We start from the raw sequence: 18869 nt of genomic DNA, 5'->3' as shown, positions 1-18869 counted from the left end.
GCAGGATTTATAAATGTTTTTTTAATTATAATATTAAGCCCACTGATCGGAGCTCAGCTCACTTAGTCAAAATAATTACATCATTTCAAGCAGCAAGCAAGGCCTGCTCGAGCGTAAATCTGTTGATTTGTATTCAGTTTTTGATATTTCTGTTTATCTTTCACACTAATATTAGCTGTTGTGGTTTAATCGGCTATTTACGAGCCAATACGTTTTTATATAAGCCTATGAAATTAAAGGTCAAACCAGTACTTTAAGCAAGTAATTATTTTAACCATGCGTTTAAAGTATAAGCTCTAACTAATTTTCTCTAAGCTAATAAAACCACCCTGCTGATCTAGCGTTAGACGAAACCGGCCTTTGATGCCGTTTGACTCGATAAAACGCTGAAAATGGCGAAAATTTAGCTGAATGCGCATGCCATCATCAGCAGTAACAATAATGTTGCGTATGTCACCACGATAATAACCATAGCATTGTTCTGCGCTCAGCATGGCATTAAAAAAATAACGGTGCATTAGTTCAAGCTTCGGTTAACCTTTTCAAATACATCATTACTTAATGTCTGCTCAGATGCCAGCGATTGCAGGGCACTGCGCATCAATTGTTGACGTTCATTATCGAATCGCCGCCAACTTAGTAAGGGGGTTATTAGCCGCGCTGCTATCTGTGGGTTTATTAGATCTAGCTTTGCCACGGTTTGCTTAATTAATTGATAACCTTTGCCATCTATTCGATGAAACTGTTGTGGGTTACGTAAACAAAATGCCGAAAATAGCGCCCTAACCCGATTCGGGTTTTTCCAGCTAAATACAGGGTGCGTTAGCATTTTTTCTATACCAGTAAATACCCGCTCTGATGGTTCAGAGCCGACAAGTGAAAATACCTTATCCATAACCAACGCATCATGCTGCCAGCTATTAGCAAAATCACTAACAAGCGCATTGAACAACTCAGGACAGTGTTGCTGGCTGGCAACTAGCGCAGACATTTTATCGGTCATATTATCAGCTTGGTGATAATGGGTTTTAAGTAGCTCAGCGTGGGCAGCGGTATTTACCGCAAGATAACTTAAGCATATCGCCTTTAGGCTACGTTGACCAACTGACGCTTCGTTATACTGGTACCTTGTTTGGGTAATGCTTTGATAACAGGCGTTAAAGTCTGCCTGTAGCCTAGTCGCAAGATGTTGTTTAAACTGTTGTAACGCCGTTAAAATGGCGTCAACTGGAATCACACTGTATTGCTCAGCTAAGGTATCAAAATCAGGTAGGGTTAAAAGCTCAGCAGTTAAGGCCAAATCAGGCCCTGATTGGCTTAGCCACTGCTGCATAGTAGTAAATAGCAATTCAGGCAGAACTAAAACCGCATCGGCACCGTTAATAACTTGCTGTACTTTTCTACTCCAAAATTGCTGCATGGCATCCCAGCGCGCTACGCCATCTGAAGCCTGTGCGGCAATGTGTAATAACGTTGTATCTTCAGCTTGTTGAATCAACTTCACCGGCGCAGAAAAGTGTGCCAACCAAACTACAACGGGCTGGCTAGTTATACCATCAAATACAAACTGTTGTGTTGGTTCAGTTAACTGCAACAAATGCGTTTGTTTAACATCGTTAGCCAATAGCAACTCAATGTTTATCGGTATAAGTAAGGGCTGTTTTTCCGATTGATCGGCCGTGCTTGGCGTATGTTGCTGCACCGTCAAACTTAGTTGTCCAGATTGCGTGTTATAAGATTCGCTAACCGTTAACTCTGGTGTACCAGACTGGCTATACCATAGCGAAAACTGCGTTAAATCGCGGCCACTGGCCTGTTGCATCGCACTTAAAAAATCATCACAAGTTGCTGCTTGCCCATCAAAACGTTTTAAGTACAGCGCTAAACCCGCATTAAACCGCTCTTTGCCTAACAATGTTTGTAACATACGAATAACTTCGGCGCCTTTGTCATAAACAGTGACGGTATAAAAGTTATTCATCTCTATTACGGAATCGGGCCGAATAGGATGTGCCATTGGGCTAGCGTCTTCAGCAAATTGTGCAGTACGGATCATTTTTACCGCATCAATTCGGCATAGCGTAGCCGATGCCATATCTGCGCTAAATTCTTGATCGCGAAATACCGTTAAGCCTTCTTTTAAGCTCAGCTGAAACCAATCTCTGCACGTTACGCGATTACCCGTCCAGTTATGAAAATATTCATGGCCTATAATTGATTCAATATTAAAATAATCACGATCAGTTGCGGTGCTAGCATCCGCTAATACATACTTACTATTGAAAATGTTCAGGCCTTTGTTTTCCATTGCGCCCATATTAAAAAAGTCGACCGCGACCACCATATAAATATCTAAATCATACTCAAGATTAAAACGCTGTTCATCCCATAGCATTGCTCGTTTTAATGAGGCTACGGCAAACTCGCCTTTACTGGTATAGCCTTTATCAACAAAGAGTTGCAAGCTTACTTCACGACCTGAACGTGTAGTAAAGGTATCGGTTAATACGTCAAAATCACCGGCGACTACGGCAAATAAATAACTGGGTTTAGGGTATGGATCATGCCATTTGCTAATGCGCATGCCCTTAGCATCAATGTGCTCACTTACCTTATTGCCATTAGATAATAAATAGGGGTATTGTTTAGCATCCGCTTGAATGGTTACTTCATACTCAGCCAAAACATCAGGACGGTCTAAAAAATAACTGATCCGACGAAAGCCTTCGGCTTCGCATTGCGTACTATAGGTATCGCCAGCCATGTATAGGCCTTCCAGCGCCGTATTGTCCACTGGCGCTATCTGGGTAACTACCGTCAACTCAAAGCGATCAGGCACACTTACTAAAGTAAGGCTAGCTTCATCCTGCTGATACTGGCTAGTGGTTAATTCAACACCGTTTATCGCGACACTTAATAGTGTTAAATCTTGACCATCTAGTTTTAATGCTGCGCCGCTAATTTGACGCTCTAACTGCATAACAGATGTTACTTTAGTAGCTGTTTTATCCAGCTCAAAACGCAAGGCTACCTTTGAAATTAAAAAGCTTGGCGGTTGATAATCAAGCCGATGTTTTGCCACTCTGCTACTGCTGTTTTGCGCCATAATGCGGTCCTAATAGTTTAACTACTATAAATATACTGATAAAAAAGCCTGAACAAGTCAGGCTTCTTTTTAGGCTTTTGCTGCCACTTCACTGATCACGGAATCAGGCGGGCTAAGTTTAAGAATTTTAATACCACAGTAAGCATAAATTATCGCTAACACAGGGTTTATTAAGTTAAAGAAGGCGTACATTGCGTAATCTAGCGGGCTTACTTGCAATACACTGTGCATATAAGCACCACAAGTATTCCATGGTATTAGCGGGCTAGTAATAGTGCCGCCATCTTCTAAGGTACGAGACAGATTAACTGGTGCCAAGTTACGACGCTCGTACTCTTCTTTAAACATTCTTCCCGGCATTACAATTGACATATACTGATCAGCGGTTAGTACGTTAGTAATAAAACAGGTAACGATAGTGCTGGTAATTAACGACCCCGTGCTTTTAGCAAAATACAAAATTGACGATACAAACTTACGTAGTAAACCAATTTTTTCAATGGTTGCACCAAACATCATAGCGCAAAACACTAACCAAATAGTATTAAGCATACTGGACATGCCACCACCGCTAAGCAATGAATTTAAGCTAGCGTTGCCCGTTTCTATAGCAAACCCTGCGTGTAATATGTGCCATATTAACTTAAGTGAGCCCAGCGCATAGGCCAGATCTTTTTCTACCAGACGCGCCATTAAATCTTGCTGAAAAAATACGGCCCATACCGCACCTAACATGGCGCCAATAAAAACTGTCGGAAAAGCAGGGACCTTTTTCACAGCCATTATAAGCAAAACAAATAGCGGAATTAAAGCGACAAAGCTAATCGAAAAGTTTTCTTGTAGCACGTTACTAATTTCATTAATTCGCGCAAAATCTGAAGTAATATCAGTATGAAAACCAATAATAGTAAATAGAACTAAAGCAAGAGCATAGCTTGGTATGGTCGTCCACAGCATATGTCGAATATGATCAAACAAATCAGCACCGGCTACTGCTGGTGCCAAGTTCGTGGTTTCACTTAGTGGTGAAATTTTATCGCCAAAATAAGCGCCCGATACAATAGCACCGGCCGTAATCGCCGGTGACAAACCTAGACCTTGAGCCACACCAATTAAAGCAACACCAATGGTTGCTGCGGTAGTCCAAGAACTACCAATGCTCATAGCCACAATGCCACATAACAAACAGCTAGCTGCATAGAACCAACTAGGGCTAATAAGCTGCAAGCCGTAGTAAATTAAGGTTGGTACAGTACCGGATAACATCCAAGTACCTATTAATGCGCCAACCGATAACAAAATAAGTACCGCGCCTAGTGATATAGAAATACCCTTTACCATGGCTTTTTCAATAATCGACCAACGGTAGCCATTTTTTAAACCAATGGCGACAGCGACGGCTGTGGCCATAAATAAAGCAACTTGGTTCGGACCGTAAGAAGAGTTATCACCAAATAGATACACAGACGCCGACAATAAAACGATCAGTGTGATAAGTGGAATAGAAGCATCCAGAAAACTGGGCTGTTTGTCAGACATTGTGTTACTCCGATTTAGAAAAGGCACTAATAGCGCCTTTCAATTTTTTCTTGTTATAGGAAAATAAATTCACGATCACAGTGAACGATAAAACATCACGAGTATTACTACTGGGCAGACAAACTTGACATACCACGGCCAAATTCGCCAGAACATCGAATGCTCAGCTTTCGCGTCATTTTTTTGCAGTTCACGTAAAATTTCGTTGCGATGCCAGATCCAGCCAGCAAAAATGCATAACATTAAACCGAGCAAAGGTTGGCTATAACGCGTAGTTAACGCGATAACAAAACCAAACAAGCTAGCAAAATTGAAAATGATCACCACGCTAATAGCAAAGATAATCGCCGCAATTAACCAAACCGCTTTATGCCGAGTTACTTTTTGTTTTTCAACGACATAAGATACCGGAACTTCTAACATTGAAATAGACGATGTTAGCGAAGCAATTGACATTAAAAGAAAAAATGCCAGCGCAACAAATATTCCGGCCAAGCCCATAGTATTAAATAATGAGGGTAATACCGCAAAAATCAGCGTGTCTTCGGCCAATAACTTGCCGTCTTCACCAAAAATTTGTACGCCATTATGAAGCGCTACGTACATTGCAGGAATAATTAGTAACCCTGCAAGCACGGCGACACCTATATCAATAAGTGATACCGCGGCACCAAGTTTAGGTAAGTTTTCTTTATGGCTAACATAAGAGCCGTAAATCAGCATAGTACCCACGCCTAAAGACATTGAGAAAAACGCTTGGCCCATGGCGCTGATAAGTAAATTAGGATTAAGGATATCGGAAAAATTAGGCAGTAAGTAAACTTTCAAACCGTCCATTGCACCGGCTTGGGTCATTACATAACCAAACAACAGCAACATAATAATAAACAACGCAGGCATTAAGCGTACTGACCAACGTTCGATACCTTTAACGACACCACCACTAACTATTCCCACCGTTAGTAACATAAATAGTGCACAAAAAACGATATCACGAGCTAATGAAGAGGCAACTAACCACTGCGCTAGCTGCTCTAGACCAAGTAAATTGGCTAACGCTTGCAGTGCATAGGCAAGCATCCAACCGCCAACAATACCGTAAAATGCCAAAATAAGAGATACAGTGGCAATACCCCACATGCCTACTGCCCGGCCTAAATTGCTTTTAGTCACCTGCCCTAGTGCATCTACCACGTTTGACTTGGTTGCTCTACCTATAAGGAACTCAGCCATTAATACGGGATAAGCCAGCAAAAATGCTAAAATTAAATACATTAAAACAAAAGCAGCACCACCATTGCTGGCAACCTGCGCTGGAAATCCCCAAATATTTCCAAGCCCTACTGCTGACCCTGATGCAGCAAGGACAAAGCCAATTCTCGAAGAGAATTCACCACGTGCGCTCATACTAAACCTTTATAATTATTATAATTTATATTAACAAAGGCGGTAATAATACCGCCCTGCTTCGAACTTTAAATGCTATGTACTATTTTTTTGCCAAACGATTAATCTGTTTAAAATCAGCGGTGATATTTGCCGCTTCTTCTAAAAACGGATCAATTTTCTCTAGTTTCTCTGGTACATCGTCTAACGACGCCACCTCAGGCAAGCCAAAACGTTTTAAGCGAATATTGACTCGTGCCAATTGCTTAGCTTTCGTTTTATCACGCTCGGCAACGCGTTCTGCTTCTTTTAACGAAAGGGTTTTATCATCCGCTTGCTGTTTGTACTCAGCAATATCTTCTAGCAGATACTGAAATTCAGCTTCGGCATTAATACGCGCTTGATGCTTTTCTCTTAGGGTAGGAATGATGGCGCTAAGATCAGACAAGCTTTCGTATCGTGCTGCGTTTATTGAATCCCAAGGCAATGCATATTCCTCTTTGCTTTCTCCCCATTCAGCTGGGTCAATTGCGGTAGGAAATTGAATATCAGGGATCACGCCTTTATGTTGAGTACTGCCACCATTAATACGGTAAAACTTAGCAATGGTATATTGCACACTACCTAGCGGATGATCGAACATGTCATAAATTCGACCTAAACCACGATGTTGTTGCACCGTACCCTTACCAAAGGTTTGCTCGCCAACGATTAGTGCGCGGCCATAATCTTGCATTGCTGCAGCAAAAATTTCTGAGGCAGATGCACTATAACGGTCAACCATTACGGTAAGAGTACCGTCGTAATAGCTAACACCATCGTTATCTTGCGATACCGATACTTTGCCATCACCTTCACGAATTTGTACTACAGGCCCGCGATCAATAAATAATCCGGTAAGTAAGGTCGCCTCTTGTAATGAACCACCACCGTTACCACGCAGATCAATAATAATGCCTTCCACCGCGCTTTCTTTAAGCTCTACCAGTAGTTTTTTTACATCTTCAGACAAGTTATTGTAAAAACCAGGAATGCTAATAACACCAATTTTTTGCTGTAATTCTGATAGCTGAGGCTTAAACACTTCTGCTTTTGCCGCTCGGTCTTCTAAACGAATTTTATCGCGGACAATACTGATGACTTGCGCGTGGCTAGTACCAATTTCGTTAGCACTAACTACCTGCAACCTTACCGTACTACCCTTAGGACCTTTAATCAGATCAACAACATCGTCTAAGCGCCAACCAATAACATCAACAAACTCGGTTTTATCTTGGGCAACACCAATAATCTTATCTTTAGGTTTGAGCTTCTGAGTTAAATCGGCAGGGCCACCTGGCACCAAACTCTGAATAACAGTGTAGTCTTCATCAGCACGTAACACGGCGCCAATACCCTCAAGCGACAAGTTCATTTCTTGTTGAAAACGGTCAGCATTTCTTGGTGACAAATACGAGGTATGGGCTTCAATGCTTCGAGCAAACGAATTCATTATTAGTTGAAAGACATCTTCGCTTTCACTTTGCGTTAAACGTTTTTGGCTATTACGGTAACGTTTAACCAAAATTTGCTGAATGTCTTCGGCACTCTTGCCGGCTAACTTTAAATTTAAGGCATCAAATTTAACACGCTGACGCCATATTTCGTTAAGTTCAGTTTCGTTGACTGGCCAATTAGCTTTTTCACGGTCATACACGTACTGATCATCAGTAGTAAAATCGAAGCCTTTATCTAATAATTGTAAAGCATAATCAAAACGCTCAAAGCGTCGCTTTAGCGCTAAATTAAACATATCAAAAGCAAAATTAAGATTGCCTTTGTTAATTGCATCATCAAATTTATCGCGGTATTGCTCGAAGGCGTCAACATCAGCTTTAGTCAGTACATTGCGGTAGTAATCAAGATTTTTTAAATACGTATCAAACATTTTAGACGACAACTCATCATTAAGTTGTACGTCGGTATAATGCCCGCGGGTAAATAATGCAGTGATCCTTTTACTCGCAGTAGCATGCTGTGCATCTTGAGTAATTGAAGGCAGTACAAGCGGCTCAGTTTTCGATTCGGGAGAGGCATTGATACTAAAAGCGACAAGAATCGCGGTTGCAAGTACTGATAATTTTTTCATAAGCGTCTCAGAGTTGGTCAGGCTAAATACAAGCTGTCCTGACGGGTTTTGATCACCATACCAGAGCCTAGCTGCACAGTCACATCGTCTTTGTTAACTTCAAGTACGGTTGCAAGCATTGGGTTTTGCCCTAGCTTAAGTAATACTTTACCACCAACCACAATGTGCTCTGCTGTTATACGCTCTAACGTTACCGCTGGTTTAGCCGGTACATCTACTACAGGTTTCACTGATGTAGGGCTAACCTTGGTTTGGTTAGAGGCTGTAGCGGGCTTTTTGTTCGCAGTTTTTTTGTAAGCAGGTTTTTCTGGCGCTGCCACCGTAGCTTGTTTAGCTTTGGCTTCCGCTATTTTGGCCTTACGTTTTTCTGCCGCGCGAGCTTTGCTTTCGTCTAACACTTTATTGGCGTGTTCAGCCTGAGAGGCATCAATTAGCTCGCCAGTTGCACCGTCTAAATCAACACGGGCTACGCCCTCTTTAGTTGACTCTAGATAGCGCCAGCTTGAGGTATACACTCGTAAAGCTTGGCGTAGTTGCGTTTTACTAACGGTTGCATCATCTTGTAACTTTTGTGCTAAGTCTTGAAAAATACCAATTTTCAATGGTTTAGCTTCGCCAGTTAAACTAAAGCATGCTGGAAACTGCTGCGCAAGATACGCTAGTACTTCTTTAACATTGCTAATTTTTACATTTTGTTCGGTTGGGGTGGTCATTAACGCTTCACTCTTCATCATCTGCGGTATCCATTTCAGGTATACCTTCTTCCAGCTGTTGGCGAACATATGCCAACGCCCAATCAATTAGTTCGTATTCATCTGTTTCTAGCAGTATGGTACCACCGCGCAGCTGATCCCAGATCCCTGGTAGTAAAAAATCAACCTGCGCCACGCTAATATCGTCGGGCAATGCTCGCCAAACTGCGTGATATACCTCGTTAATCTTATCTGTTACTAGTTCTTCTTCGCCTTCCCAATCGCCAATGTCAGCAACATCAAACAAATAGTCATGCAAAGAAATAGCATCTTTCATAGCGTTTTCGCCAGATGCTGTTCAAACACAGAAACAAATTGCTCAAGTCCATGCTGATCATCTAAGTCAAAACGAGCAATATAAGGACTATCAATATCTAATACGCCAATAATGTTACCGTTATGTCGAAGTGGTAGCACAATTTCAGAGTTGCTGGCACTGTCGCAGGCTATGTGGCCTTCGAACTCGTGTACATCTTTAACCAGTTGCACCTGACCTGTAGCCACTGCCGTACCGCAGACACCTTTACCTACAGGTATACGCACACAAGCTACTTGGCCCTGAAATGGTCCAAGCACCAACTCATCACCGCGTAGGATATAGAATCCGGCCCAATTTAAGTCTGGTAGCTGGTTAAACAATAAAGCACTGAGGTTTGCCATATTGGCAATAAGATCAGGTTCCTGCTCTATAATGGCTTGAGCTTGCTGATTTAGCAGTTTGTATGACGCTGTTTTATCGTTAGACATGAAATGCAGTATTCTGTTTATAACTCAAAACCCGTACATTACTCGGTTTACCTAAGAAATTAAACCTCTTCTCAGCAAAGATTTCGACTCAGTGTCACTTTTAATCGGTGACTGCGTTTATTCGCTCGAGATTTGTACAATCATTCGTTACTTTTATGCGGATTAGCCGGAAAGTAACATACGGGCTGTTGCGCTTGATGGCTAAAAAATCGGGTATCTTTGTACGGTAGTTTCATATAGCCGCCAACGCCTACATCGTTTATTAAAGCAATTTTGGTGACTATGCTTTTTAGCAACTGGGCAAACTCTGGTTCAGCTTCAGGATCGAGCAAACGAAAATAACTATGTACCTTCATATACAAACTACTAACTTCAAAAATAATGCAACCGGTGTGTCGAATTAGGTTAAGCCGAGCAATATCATCCATAATTGAGACCGGCAATGTTAGCTGCTCATCAGGATCTTTACCGTCTTCAAAATAAGAATGCTGCCGACTGGCATTGTCCGTACTGAGTATTGGTGAGATTTGATAAGGTATTACGGCATCAGCTGCAGGAATAAAAGCGACGTCACGGCTGTCACGACTAATATGTATGGTATTACGGGCGTTAAATAAGCATGCCTTAAAGATACCGATTTTAGCAATAGCGCGAGCTAACGTTATTACATTATTAACGGATAGCGCAAACGACTCGGTTAAACTTTCATTATATAAATTTAAACTCGAATCGATATAAATCCCATCAACCTGCCAGTTTATAACTAAGCCCCCCACTACCGGATATTTAGCTAATCGGCTTACTGCAGCAACAAAGGCTTTTTCAGTTTCGCCCATACCTTCTAAATAATTTTTATAATAACGTTCAAGCTGCGCATCATCGATATAGGCAATACCATCTTGTTCACTATGCTCGCGTAAAAAGGATTTACGTGACGAGTATACCACCGTATCCAGTTCACGAACCTGCGGACTAACCCAAACCGGCAGCAGTGGCGTATCGTCAAATAAGCTTACCTCGGGCAAAACCAAACGTTTTAATCTTGGCATCTGCTGTAAAAAATAATCGCCGGCCTGGTTACGTAATTGCACATCGTCAGACAGCATACTGTCTAATAAGGTCGCAAATTCTACCGGTAAGCCTAAGCTGCGTGCAGGTATCGCATTATGGCCAAAGCGACACGACTGGCCGGATGCTAGCGCGTATAAGGTGCCAGCTACGCCTTGCTCGTCGAAGCGTGGGCTAGACAACGCACCTAGGCGTTGTTCACGGCCAATAAAATACACATCGCCCATACGCGCATTCGATATTTGTAAATCGGCAGACATTAGTTGCATTACATTATTAGACAAATACTGGCCATGCTGGTCTAACTGGGCAAAAACTGATGAGCCCCAATCAATAACGCTAAGTAAACCACTTGGTTGATCAAACACTAAATTAGAAGGCTTTATATCGCCATGTACTATCGGTTGTGGCTCTCCATCTTTACGATAGTTACGTAGTGCAAGTAGTACATCGGCTAGCTGACAAGCAATATCAATAAGCAAACGTGCGCTAATACGCCCATGCTTTAAACTAAATTGCTCTAAGTCGATACCCTTACCGCGTTGCATCATCAAGATGCCTTGTTTTTTTACTACCTGATAAGTGATATAGCTTGGCACATTAACGTGCTTAACCTGTGACAGCATGTAGGCTTCATCGGCCAAACGTTCTTGAATATGTTGCGGTAAGTTAATACGTGAGAATTTAAATACGCACTCTTCACCAGTAGTATCTAAACCACAAAAGGCGAAGCCATAAGCGCCCTTACCTAACAAAGAAATGTGTTTATAACCTAGTTTTTGTAGCTCAGAGATACACAAGGCTACCCAATCTTTTAGTTTTTTCGCATCGTTGGCATTAAGCAAATAAATAGATTGCTCTTCGGGTATATAAAAATTACGTAACTGACTTTTATATTGCATCTATTTAAGCCTTTACACAGCGCTGCCGCGTGGCTTTTATTTGCGCTAACACATTGGTAGGATCGGCATTAAATACTTGGGCGGCGTGTTCACTATCTAAGCGCAACAAGCCTTCGGTAATGGTCCACTTAAATACTGGCCGCATTAAGTTAGCGGCAAGGCGTTTTATTAGTAGCAACGCCCGTGGCTCTTCGTAACTTTCAATAATAATTAGTGGGCTGCTGGCCTGAAATAATACCTTTAAATCTTCAAACTCGTTCATTAGCATCCCTTAAATACAAAAAACCCACTGGCATCAGTGGGTTTTATCAGAAAGCAACTACGCTGCCAAGGGCTAATAACGCCTGTTAAGCCATTTCGACTAGCATGCTTGCTGGCTGCTCTAAGTATTGTTTCCACAGGTTAGTAAAGCGCGCAATGGTGCCACCATCAATAACCCGATGATCACCAGACCAGCTAATCATCATAATTTGCCGTGCTTCTACTTCACCCTTGCTATTAAAGCGCGGCAAGGTTTGTACCTTACCTAAGGCGACTATGGCTACTTCAGGTTTATTGATAATTGGCGTAGCTACCGTACCGCCAAGCGCACCAATATTAGAGATACTAATAGTACCGCCTTTTAAATCAGCAGGGCTTACGCGACCTTCTCGGGCCTTGTCAGTAAGCTGACCTAATTCTTCGGCAATTTGAATAACCGACTTATGCTGACAACCTTTAATGTTAGGTACTAACAAGCCGACTTTAGAGTCAACCGCAATACCAACGTTATGATCAGTCATATAAGTAAGTTCAGTACAATCAGCGCTAACCTGAGAGTTCATAATCGGGAATTGCTTAATAGCCAATGACAGCGTTTTAATAAAAAACGGCATCATGGTTAATTTTATTCCCTGTTTGGCATAGCCATCTTTTAAGCTACTACGCAGCGCGATGAGCTCGGTTAAATCAATTTCTTCGCAATAGGTAAAATGCGGAATAGTTGATACTGACTCGGTCATTTGCCGCGCCATTATCGCTTTAATACCCTTAATTGGCTCAACGCGATTAGCTGCTGGCGCTACTGAGGTGTTATTAGCCGCACTCGGGGCCGATGCTATTGTCGTAGCCGCAGTAGCTTGGCTATTACCGTTAGCAAAGGCGCGTACATCATCTTTGTATACTCGGCCTTTTTCGCCACTACCAGGTACAGTATTTAAATCAATGTTAAGCTCTCGAGCTAAACGACGCACTGCTGGACTGGCCAGTGCTTTAGCATTGGTTACTTTAGCTTGCACGTTAGCAGCTTGAACATTGGCTTTGGCCTGCAGCGGAACATTCGCTTGCTGAACCACGGCAGTAGCTGCAGCCACTACAGGGGTAGCAGCGGCAATGCCGGCATGCTGCATGGCAAATAAAGGTGCATGTACTTTGGCTATTTCACCCTTGGCATAATACAAGCGCGTTACCTTGCCTGAATACTTAGCCGGAATTTGTACCAATGCTTTGTCGGTCATCACATCACAGACCGGTTGGTCTTCGACGATGTCATCACCTTCAGCAACTAACCATTCAACCAATTCGCACTCAACAATACCTTCACCAATATCTGGCAAAATAAAGTCTTCGCTACCCATTACTGATGCTGCTGGCGCAACGCTATTAGTTACCACGGCTGCAGGCGACATAACGGCTGCCGCTGGGGCAGACACCACGTGATCATCAGAGGCAATTTGCATTTCAAATAAAGGCGCGTGTACCTTGGCAATATCGCCTTTGGCATAATACAACTTCGACACGATGCCATCATGTACCGCCGGTATTTGTACCAAAGCTTTGTCAGTCATTACATCACAAACGGGTTGGTCTTCTTTAATGATATCGCCTTCAGCGACTAACCATTCAACCAGTTCACACTCAACAATGCCTTCACCAATATCAGGCAGAATAAAATCTTTTTTCATTGCTGCCTCCGTTAGAAATTGATCGAGCGTTTAATAGCTTCATAGGTTTTTAAATGATCGGCCACATACTCTTTTTCTAGTGCCAATGGATAGGGTGTATCTAAACCACACACGCGCTCAATTGGGCTTTCTAAATGTAAGAAACACATTTTTTGAATAGTTGCGGCAATTTCACCAGCAAAGCCACCGGTTAATGGCGCTTCGTGGTTAATAACTAAACGGCCGGTTTTCTTCACTGAGTTAGCAACCGTGTCAGCATCCCACGGTAAAATGCTGCGCAGGTCAATTACTTCACACGAGATGCCCTCTTTCTCTGCCATTTCCACCGCTTTTTGTACCGTTTCCATTTGGGCGCCCCACGCTAGCACGGTAATATCTTTACCTTGTTGCGTTATTTCGGCTTTACCCAGTTCTATTTCGTAATACTCTTCTGGCACTTCGCCCACTGATGCACGGTACAATTTCTTTGGTTCAAAGAAAATAACTGGATCTGGTGACGCAATAGACGCTAATAGCAAGCCTTTAGCTTGATAAGGATCACGCGGTATCACCACTTTTAAACCAGGAGTATGAGCAAAATAGGCTTCTGGTGATTGGCTATGATAATGGCCGCCAGCGATACCTCCACCGTAAGGGCTACGAAACACTAAACCACCTACGTCGAACTCGTTACCTGAGCGGTAGCGAAATTTAGCTGTTTCGTTAACAATTTGATCAAACGCCGGAAAAATGTAATCGGCAAACTGAATTTCAGCGACCGGTTTCATACCTTGTGCCGCCATACCGTTGGCAAAGCCAGCGATACCTTGTTCGGTTAACGGAGTATTAAAGCAGCGTGCCTTACCATACTTTTCTTGTAACTTGCTGGTAGCACGAAATACACCACCAAAGTGGCCAACGTCTTCGCCAAAGCATACTACGCTATCGTCTTTGGCCATCGCTAAATCAAGCGCATTATTAATGGCTTGAAGCATGTTCATTTTTGCCATTAGTCTAGTCTCCCCGCTGTTACCGGATAAGCATCTGGATACTTACGGATATGCGCTTTTAGTTCGTCTAATTGTTGTTGTAACGCAGGAATAGGTTCTGCATACACATCAGATATAAGGTGTTCAATACCAGGCTTAGCCACTTTTTCTGCTACTTTTAATGCATCTAAAATTTCTGTACGTAATGCATCAATGGTATTTTTGTCATCGGCTTCGTTTAACCAACCTTTTTCCAGCAACCATAAACGAAACCGTGAAATAGGATCATTTTGCCGCCATTTCTCTTCTTCTTCTTTAGAGCGATAACCACTAGGATCGTCAGATGAAGAGTGCGCGCCTAAGCGATAAGCAATAGACTCAATTAACACCGGCTCATTGTGTTTCATCGTGTGTTCACGCGCCATTTGTGTTGCTTTAAACACCGCTAAAATATCAGCACCGTCAACACGCAACGCTTTCATGCCATAACCTACGGCACGACAAGCAATACCGTCACCAACGAACTGCTCACTAGCTGGTGTTGAAATGGCATAGCCGTTATTACGACAGAAGAAAATTACTGGCGCTTTATGTACCGCTGCCATATTTAAACCGGCATGAAAATCGCCTTCAGATGCAGCGCCTTCACCAAAGTAGCAAATAGTGCCGTTTTTAAGGCCGCGCAGTTTTTGTGCATAAGCATAACCACTGGCTTGTGGAATTTGCGTACCCAGAGGAGATGAAATAGTCATGTAGTAAATATCTTTACTACCGTAATGCACTGGCATTTGACGGCCCTTGCCTAAATCTTTTTCGTTAGAAAACAATTGATTCATAAACTGCTCTAACGTGAAACCGCGATAACGCAACGCACCTTGTTCACGGTACTGCGCCATAATCATGTCTTTGTCATCTAATGCAGCCGCACTACCCACGGTAGTGGCCTCTTCGCCTAAGCACTGCATATAAAAGCTAATACGACCTTGGCGCTGAGCTGCTAGCATGCGCTCATCAAGCACACGAATAAACACCATAGTATCGTACATTTTAAGCGCAGTAGCCTTATCTAGCTCTGGCGCAACGGCACCTTCGTAAAGGCTGCCATCGTCTCGCAAAATGCGTAACGTAGGAATTTTTAACGCATCACCGGCAGTAAACTCTGCAGTGTGCACCGTCGTGATGGTGGCGTTATTTGGGTTCGTCATAGGGTGTCTCTTATTTGTTAAACATATTAAGCATTCAGCTTCTTGTCGGCGGCAACTTTACCTTTACGTAAACTGCATTGCAACTGCAGGCTAGGTTTGCACAACCAATTTAGGCCAAGGAGTGTCAGCAAAAATTTACTCTTTTACGCCGCCACGTTTAGCCAAACTCTGCGTTAAGCTAAGTTATGCACTACGCTGGTTGGCACCACCATCAGCATGGCACGCTGGCCTTTTGCGACCTTAGCGTTGGGGAAAATCAACGCTTCGCCTTCTTGCTCGACACGATATTCAATCTCGCCATCGCTTGCTAGCAATGTGCCTACAGGATAGCAGGTGAAATTTTCGACATCATCGGCAAAATGTAGTTCAAACGCTTCCGTCTGTTTATTAATTGCGCGATACACCTGATACAACTGAAATTGTGACTCATCAAAACTTTTGGTTGTTACCGCATCTTCGCTAATTAATTGGCGCAGTGCGTGGTTCACTTTGGTAAAGCGCCGCATATCGTTTTGGCCAAAAGGTTGTACTTTGCCTAGCTCTATAGTGAAAGAGTCGGCGCCATGCGTGTTAGAGGCGTAATAACTAAAGGTAGTTGCAGGGGTTTGCATTAATAGCACCGTTGTTACATCACAGGCGTGCAGAAACTCAAACTGAGCCTTTTGCCACGGCTTGTTATGCAAAAATGGGTATACCGCGAACTTTTCAAAACGAGAACCGCGAATCGCAGTATGTAAATCATACAAACAGCGGTTACGCGAAACCGTTTCAGTTACGCGTGCCGCATTATAAAATTGACTTACATACTGTTCCAAAGCCTTAGCCCGCGTACGTTCTGCGTTATGTGCACCGTCTATTTTGCTATGCGTGCCAGAGAATAAACGATTTAAATTTTCACTAATTTCACGCGTTGACGCATTAATGGCTGGCGGGTTAGCAAACAGCACTAATAGGCGATGTTTTAACGTTAAACGGCCGAGTAACACGTCTTGCACCAGCGCAGCACAAATTTCAATTGGCGCAGTTTCATTACCATGCACACCACAAGACAACACAATATCATTAGGGGTTAACACTGCAGGTTCAAAACAAATAACGCCAGTATCCCAAACCTGAACCTTGGTGCCGTCGGTTAGGTTAAAACTAAAGGGTTCAAGCGTATCCGGTTGCTCTAGGGTAAGCTTGAGGAAGTCGCCAGATTGTTGTAAATATTCTGCGCTAGACAACGATTTTAAATCAGTAAATTCAGACATGCGCCAGCTCCATAAAATAAGACTGGCGTTAATTCTACAGTATTAGTGCATTAGACAACACATTGCTGGCTGCTTAGCTGGAAAAAACCACAACTCTATTTCGCCCAGCCGCTTTTGCTTGATACATAGCAACGTCGGCATCAGCCAGTAATTGTTTCAATTGATAACCTGAATTATCAGAACCTGTTACACCAAAACTTGCCGTAATCGATAACGGCGGAATACTATCGACTTTAGTAATATTACTAATGGCGTCACGGCATATTTCAGCTAGTAATACGGCTTTATCAGTAAGGCAACCGGGCAACACAAGTACAAACTCTTCATCACCAATTCGACCAAACACATCATTATTACGCATAAAATTACGGCAGGTAAGCACCACGCGCTGTAACAGCCAATCTCCTGTTGCTTGGCCGTACTCTTGATTAATGCGGGCAAAGTTATCCAATTCAAACAGCATAAGCGCAACGGGCTTAGTGTTACTTTCGCAATAGTCTAACGCTACCTTGGCTTGGTTATTAAAGTGATATCTATTACTAATCCCGGTAAGTTGGTCAAACTCGGCCATCCTTTTAAACCGGCGACGCCCAGTAACCGCTAAATAGAGTAAAACACTGATCAGAATTAACACGCTAATTAGCGCTAAAGCTAATAGGCGTTGTTGTTGAATATGTTGTTGATAGGCATTTTTTTGTAATAAAGTAAGTTCATTATCTTTTTGCAACATCGCCATTTGTCGATTGTTAGTATCAACGTCAGTACGCGCCATGTAATAGGCCTGCATTCGCTTATAGCGTGCGTCACTGAGTGTCTTTTCAGCATCACTAAATTTTAGCTGGTATGCCAATGCCTGTTTATAATCTTTATTTATCGTGTGAAGCTGTTGCAATAACGCGTAGGTTGCAACAGAAACTTTATTGTCATCACTGCCTTCGAATAACGTTAGCGCTTTATTAGCTTCAGTTAAGGCTTCTGGATAGTTTTTTTGCTGAAATAACGCTTTGGCATATAACAGCTGGGCATTGGCAATAATCTGTTTGTGCGCCGTAGCATTAATTTCAGCGGCTATCGTTTTAAAAAAGCTGATAGCTTCAATAGCGCGGTTGTCGTGCAGTAAATAGTCTAAATACTTTAACCGCATTAAACTTACTACCAAGCGTTCATCAACAGCTAAGCACTGCGCTTCGGCGGCGTTATAACGTTGGTCAAACTCACGCCATTGTGCCAACCCCACTAAGGCGGCAAGCACATGATGGTTAGCATGGCAACGTGTTTTTCCCGATAAGGTGTCGCTAACTAATTGCTCGGCATAATATTTTGCCGTATCAAATTGCTCAAGCTGGTTGTAGGTATAGGCTAATATACTCATGCCGTGGTCGCGGGCGCGGATATTGCTAATATCTTCAACTTGGCGGTTAATTTGCTCTAAAAAAGAAAACGCGCTTTGATAATTATACTGCAAAATGTAAGCATTAATTAACCATGCTTTTGCGCGAAATCGTAGGTCGTTATTTTGCGCGGTCATCAGCATATCTTCTAACTGACGGGTGGCGGCTTTGTAATCGTTTACGAGAATATAGCTATACCCTTGCAACAATTGAAAATAGCTCAACTCATCGGCCGATAAAACTTTATGTTGCCGCGAGAAATCGGCAAGTTTTTCTCGAAACGCGCTAATATCGATGGCTTTCGTATCATCAATTAATTCTAACTCTGACAATGCAGAGGCTTTAACTAAACAACTGCAAAACAGAAGGGCGATAATAAATATCGCCCTCGCTCGCTTTATGTACGCACTGAACATGTTAGCCATTAGCAACTAGTAACACCGTATTATATTATTGGCCATCATCAGCGCTGCATTCTTAT

At 42.6% G+C, this 18869-nt stretch carries 15 protein-coding genes; all 15 read right to left on the bottom strand.

Annotated features, from left to right (window positions below):
• Positions 1 to 296 precede the first annotated feature (296 nt).
• The 15 genes from MN199_RS05590 to MN199_RS05520 all read right to left on the bottom strand — a co-directional run bounded on the left by MN199_RS05590 (position 297) and on the right by MN199_RS05520 (position 18720).
• Entirely contained in the window at positions 297 to 518 is a 222-nt protein-coding gene (locus MN199_RS05590) for a DUF2835 family protein (RefSeq protein WP_132583280.1), read from the bottom strand.
• On the bottom strand, positions 518 to 3106 hold the full coding sequence (gene pepN, locus MN199_RS05585; RefSeq protein WP_335738703.1) for an aminopeptidase N: 2589 nt from the start codon (positions 3104 to 3106) through the stop codon (positions 518 to 520). Before pepN ends, MN199_RS05590 begins: the two co-directional genes overlap by 1 nt.
• Before the next feature lie 69 nt (positions 3107 to 3175).
• Positions 3176 to 4645, bottom strand: coding sequence for a Na+/H+ antiporter NhaC (nhaC, locus tag MN199_RS05580; RefSeq protein WP_335738702.1), 1470 nt, complete (start codon positions 4643 to 4645; stop codon positions 3176 to 3178).
• A 75-nt stretch (positions 4646 to 4720) separates the two neighbouring features.
• Complete coding sequence (locus tag MN199_RS05575) at positions 4721 to 6052, bottom strand: sodium-dependent transporter (protein WP_335738701.1); 1332 nt, start codon at positions 6050 to 6052, stop codon at positions 4721 to 4723.
• Between the two features lie 82 nt (positions 6053 to 6134).
• Positions 6135 to 8159 (bottom strand): carboxy terminal-processing peptidase, encoded by a 2025-nt coding sequence (gene prc / locus MN199_RS05570; protein ID WP_335738700.1) that lies wholly within the window; start codon positions 8157 to 8159, stop codon positions 6135 to 6137.
• A gap of 17 nt (positions 8160 to 8176) precedes the next feature.
• On the bottom strand, positions 8177 to 8893 hold the full coding sequence (gene proQ / locus MN199_RS05565; RefSeq protein WP_335738699.1) for an RNA chaperone ProQ: 717 nt from the start codon (positions 8891 to 8893) through the stop codon (positions 8177 to 8179).
• Complete coding sequence (locus MN199_RS05560) at positions 8880 to 9188, bottom strand: hypothetical protein (RefSeq protein WP_132583270.1); 309 nt, start codon at positions 9186 to 9188, stop codon at positions 8880 to 8882. The genes proQ and MN199_RS05560 overlap by 14 nt, the downstream gene beginning before the upstream one ends.
• Positions 9185 to 9658, bottom strand: a complete 474-nt coding sequence (locus MN199_RS05555; protein ID WP_132583268.1) for a GAF domain-containing protein — start codon at positions 9656 to 9658, stop codon at positions 9185 to 9187. Before MN199_RS05555 ends, MN199_RS05560 begins: the two co-directional genes overlap by 4 nt.
• A 140-nt stretch (positions 9659 to 9798) precedes the next feature.
• Positions 9799 to 11628 carry a protein kinase domain-containing protein gene (locus tag MN199_RS05550; RefSeq protein ID WP_335738698.1) on the bottom strand — a complete coding sequence of 610 codons (1830 nt, stop codon included), beginning with the start codon at positions 11626 to 11628 and terminating at the stop codon, positions 9799 to 9801.
• Between the two features lie 4 nt (positions 11629 to 11632).
• Positions 11633 to 11890 carry a hypothetical protein gene (locus MN199_RS05545; RefSeq protein ID WP_335738697.1) on the bottom strand — a complete coding sequence of 86 codons (258 nt, stop codon included), beginning with the start codon at positions 11888 to 11890 and terminating at the stop codon, positions 11633 to 11635.
• 85 nt (positions 11891 to 11975) lie between these two features.
• Entirely contained in the window at positions 11976 to 13571 is a 1596-nt protein-coding gene (locus MN199_RS05540) for a dihydrolipoyllysine-residue acetyltransferase (RefSeq protein ID WP_335738696.1), read from the bottom strand.
• A gap of 11 nt (positions 13572 to 13582) precedes the next feature.
• Positions 13583 to 14560 carry an alpha-ketoacid dehydrogenase subunit beta gene (locus MN199_RS05535; RefSeq protein ID WP_335738695.1) on the bottom strand — a complete coding sequence of 326 codons (978 nt, stop codon included), beginning with the start codon at positions 14558 to 14560 and terminating at the stop codon, positions 13583 to 13585.
• Positions 14560 to 15744, bottom strand: coding sequence for a thiamine pyrophosphate-dependent dehydrogenase E1 component subunit alpha (locus MN199_RS05530; protein ID WP_132583260.1), 1185 nt, complete (start codon positions 15742 to 15744; stop codon positions 14560 to 14562). The genes MN199_RS05535 and MN199_RS05530 overlap by 1 nt, the downstream gene beginning before the upstream one ends.
• Before the next feature lie 173 nt (positions 15745 to 15917).
• On the bottom strand, positions 15918 to 16997 hold the full coding sequence (astE, locus tag MN199_RS05525; RefSeq protein WP_335738694.1) for a succinylglutamate desuccinylase: 1080 nt from the start codon (positions 16995 to 16997) through the stop codon (positions 15918 to 15920).
• Positions 16998 to 17070: 73 nt separating this feature from the next.
• Positions 17071 to 18720: a tetratricopeptide repeat-containing diguanylate cyclase gene (locus MN199_RS05520; protein WP_335738693.1), complete on the bottom strand. Its 1650-nt coding sequence runs from the start codon at positions 18718 to 18720 to the stop codon at positions 17071 to 17073.
• Positions 18721 to 18869 lie beyond the last annotated feature (149 nt).

The sequence above is a fragment of the Rheinheimera metallidurans genome (assembly GCF_036983985.1).
Lineage (GTDB): Bacteria > Pseudomonadota > Gammaproteobacteria > Enterobacterales > Alteromonadaceae > Alishewanella > Alishewanella metallidurans.
The sequence above is the reverse complement of the archived record's forward strand: the minus strand, read 5'-3'. Positions and strand labels throughout refer to the sequence as shown.

Bases quoted from the DNA above. Each gene is read 5' to 3' on its own strand.
- MN199_RS05545 (WP_335738697.1), bottom strand. From the start codon at position 11,890: ATGAACGAGTTTGAAGATTTAAAGGTATTATTTCAGGCCAGCAGCCCA.
- MN199_RS05530 (WP_132583260.1), bottom strand. From the start codon at position 15,744: ATGACGAACCCAAATAACGCCACCATCACGACGGTGCACACTGCAGAG.
- MN199_RS05550 (WP_335738698.1), bottom strand. From the start codon at position 11,628: ATGCAATATAAAAGTCAGTTACGTAATTTTTATATACCCGAAGAGCAA.
- prc (WP_335738700.1), bottom strand. From the start codon at position 8,159: ATGAAAAAATTATCAGTACTTGCAACCGCGATTCTTGTCGCTTTTAGT.
- MN199_RS05540 (WP_335738696.1), bottom strand. From the start codon at position 13,571: ATGAAAAAAGATTTTATTCTGCCTGATATTGGTGAAGGCATTGTTGAG.
- proQ (WP_335738699.1), bottom strand. From the start codon at position 8,893: ATGATGAAGAGTGAAGCGTTAATGACCACCCCAACCGAACAAAATGTA.
- pepN (WP_335738703.1), bottom strand. From the start codon at position 3,106: ATGGCGCAAAACAGCAGTAGCAGAGTGGCAAAACATCGGCTTGATTAT.
- MN199_RS05555 (WP_132583268.1), bottom strand. From the start codon at position 9,658: ATGTCTAACGATAAAACAGCGTCATACAAACTGCTAAATCAGCAAGCT.
- MN199_RS05575 (WP_335738701.1), bottom strand. From the start codon at position 6,052: ATGAGCGCACGTGGTGAATTCTCTTCGAGAATTGGCTTTGTCCTTGCT.
- astE (WP_335738694.1), bottom strand. From the start codon at position 16,997: ATGTCTGAATTTACTGATTTAAAATCGTTGTCTAGCGCAGAATATTTA.
- MN199_RS05590 (WP_132583280.1), bottom strand. From the start codon at position 518: ATGCACCGTTATTTTTTTAATGCCATGCTGAGCGCAGAACAATGCTAT.
- nhaC (WP_335738702.1), bottom strand. From the start codon at position 4,645: ATGTCTGACAAACAGCCCAGTTTTCTGGATGCTTCTATTCCACTTATC.
- MN199_RS05560 (WP_132583270.1), bottom strand. From the start codon at position 9,188: ATGAAAGATGCTATTTCTTTGCATGACTATTTGTTTGATGTTGCTGAC.
- MN199_RS05535 (WP_335738695.1), bottom strand. From the start codon at position 14,560: ATGGCAAAAATGAACATGCTTCAAGCCATTAATAATGCGCTTGATTTA.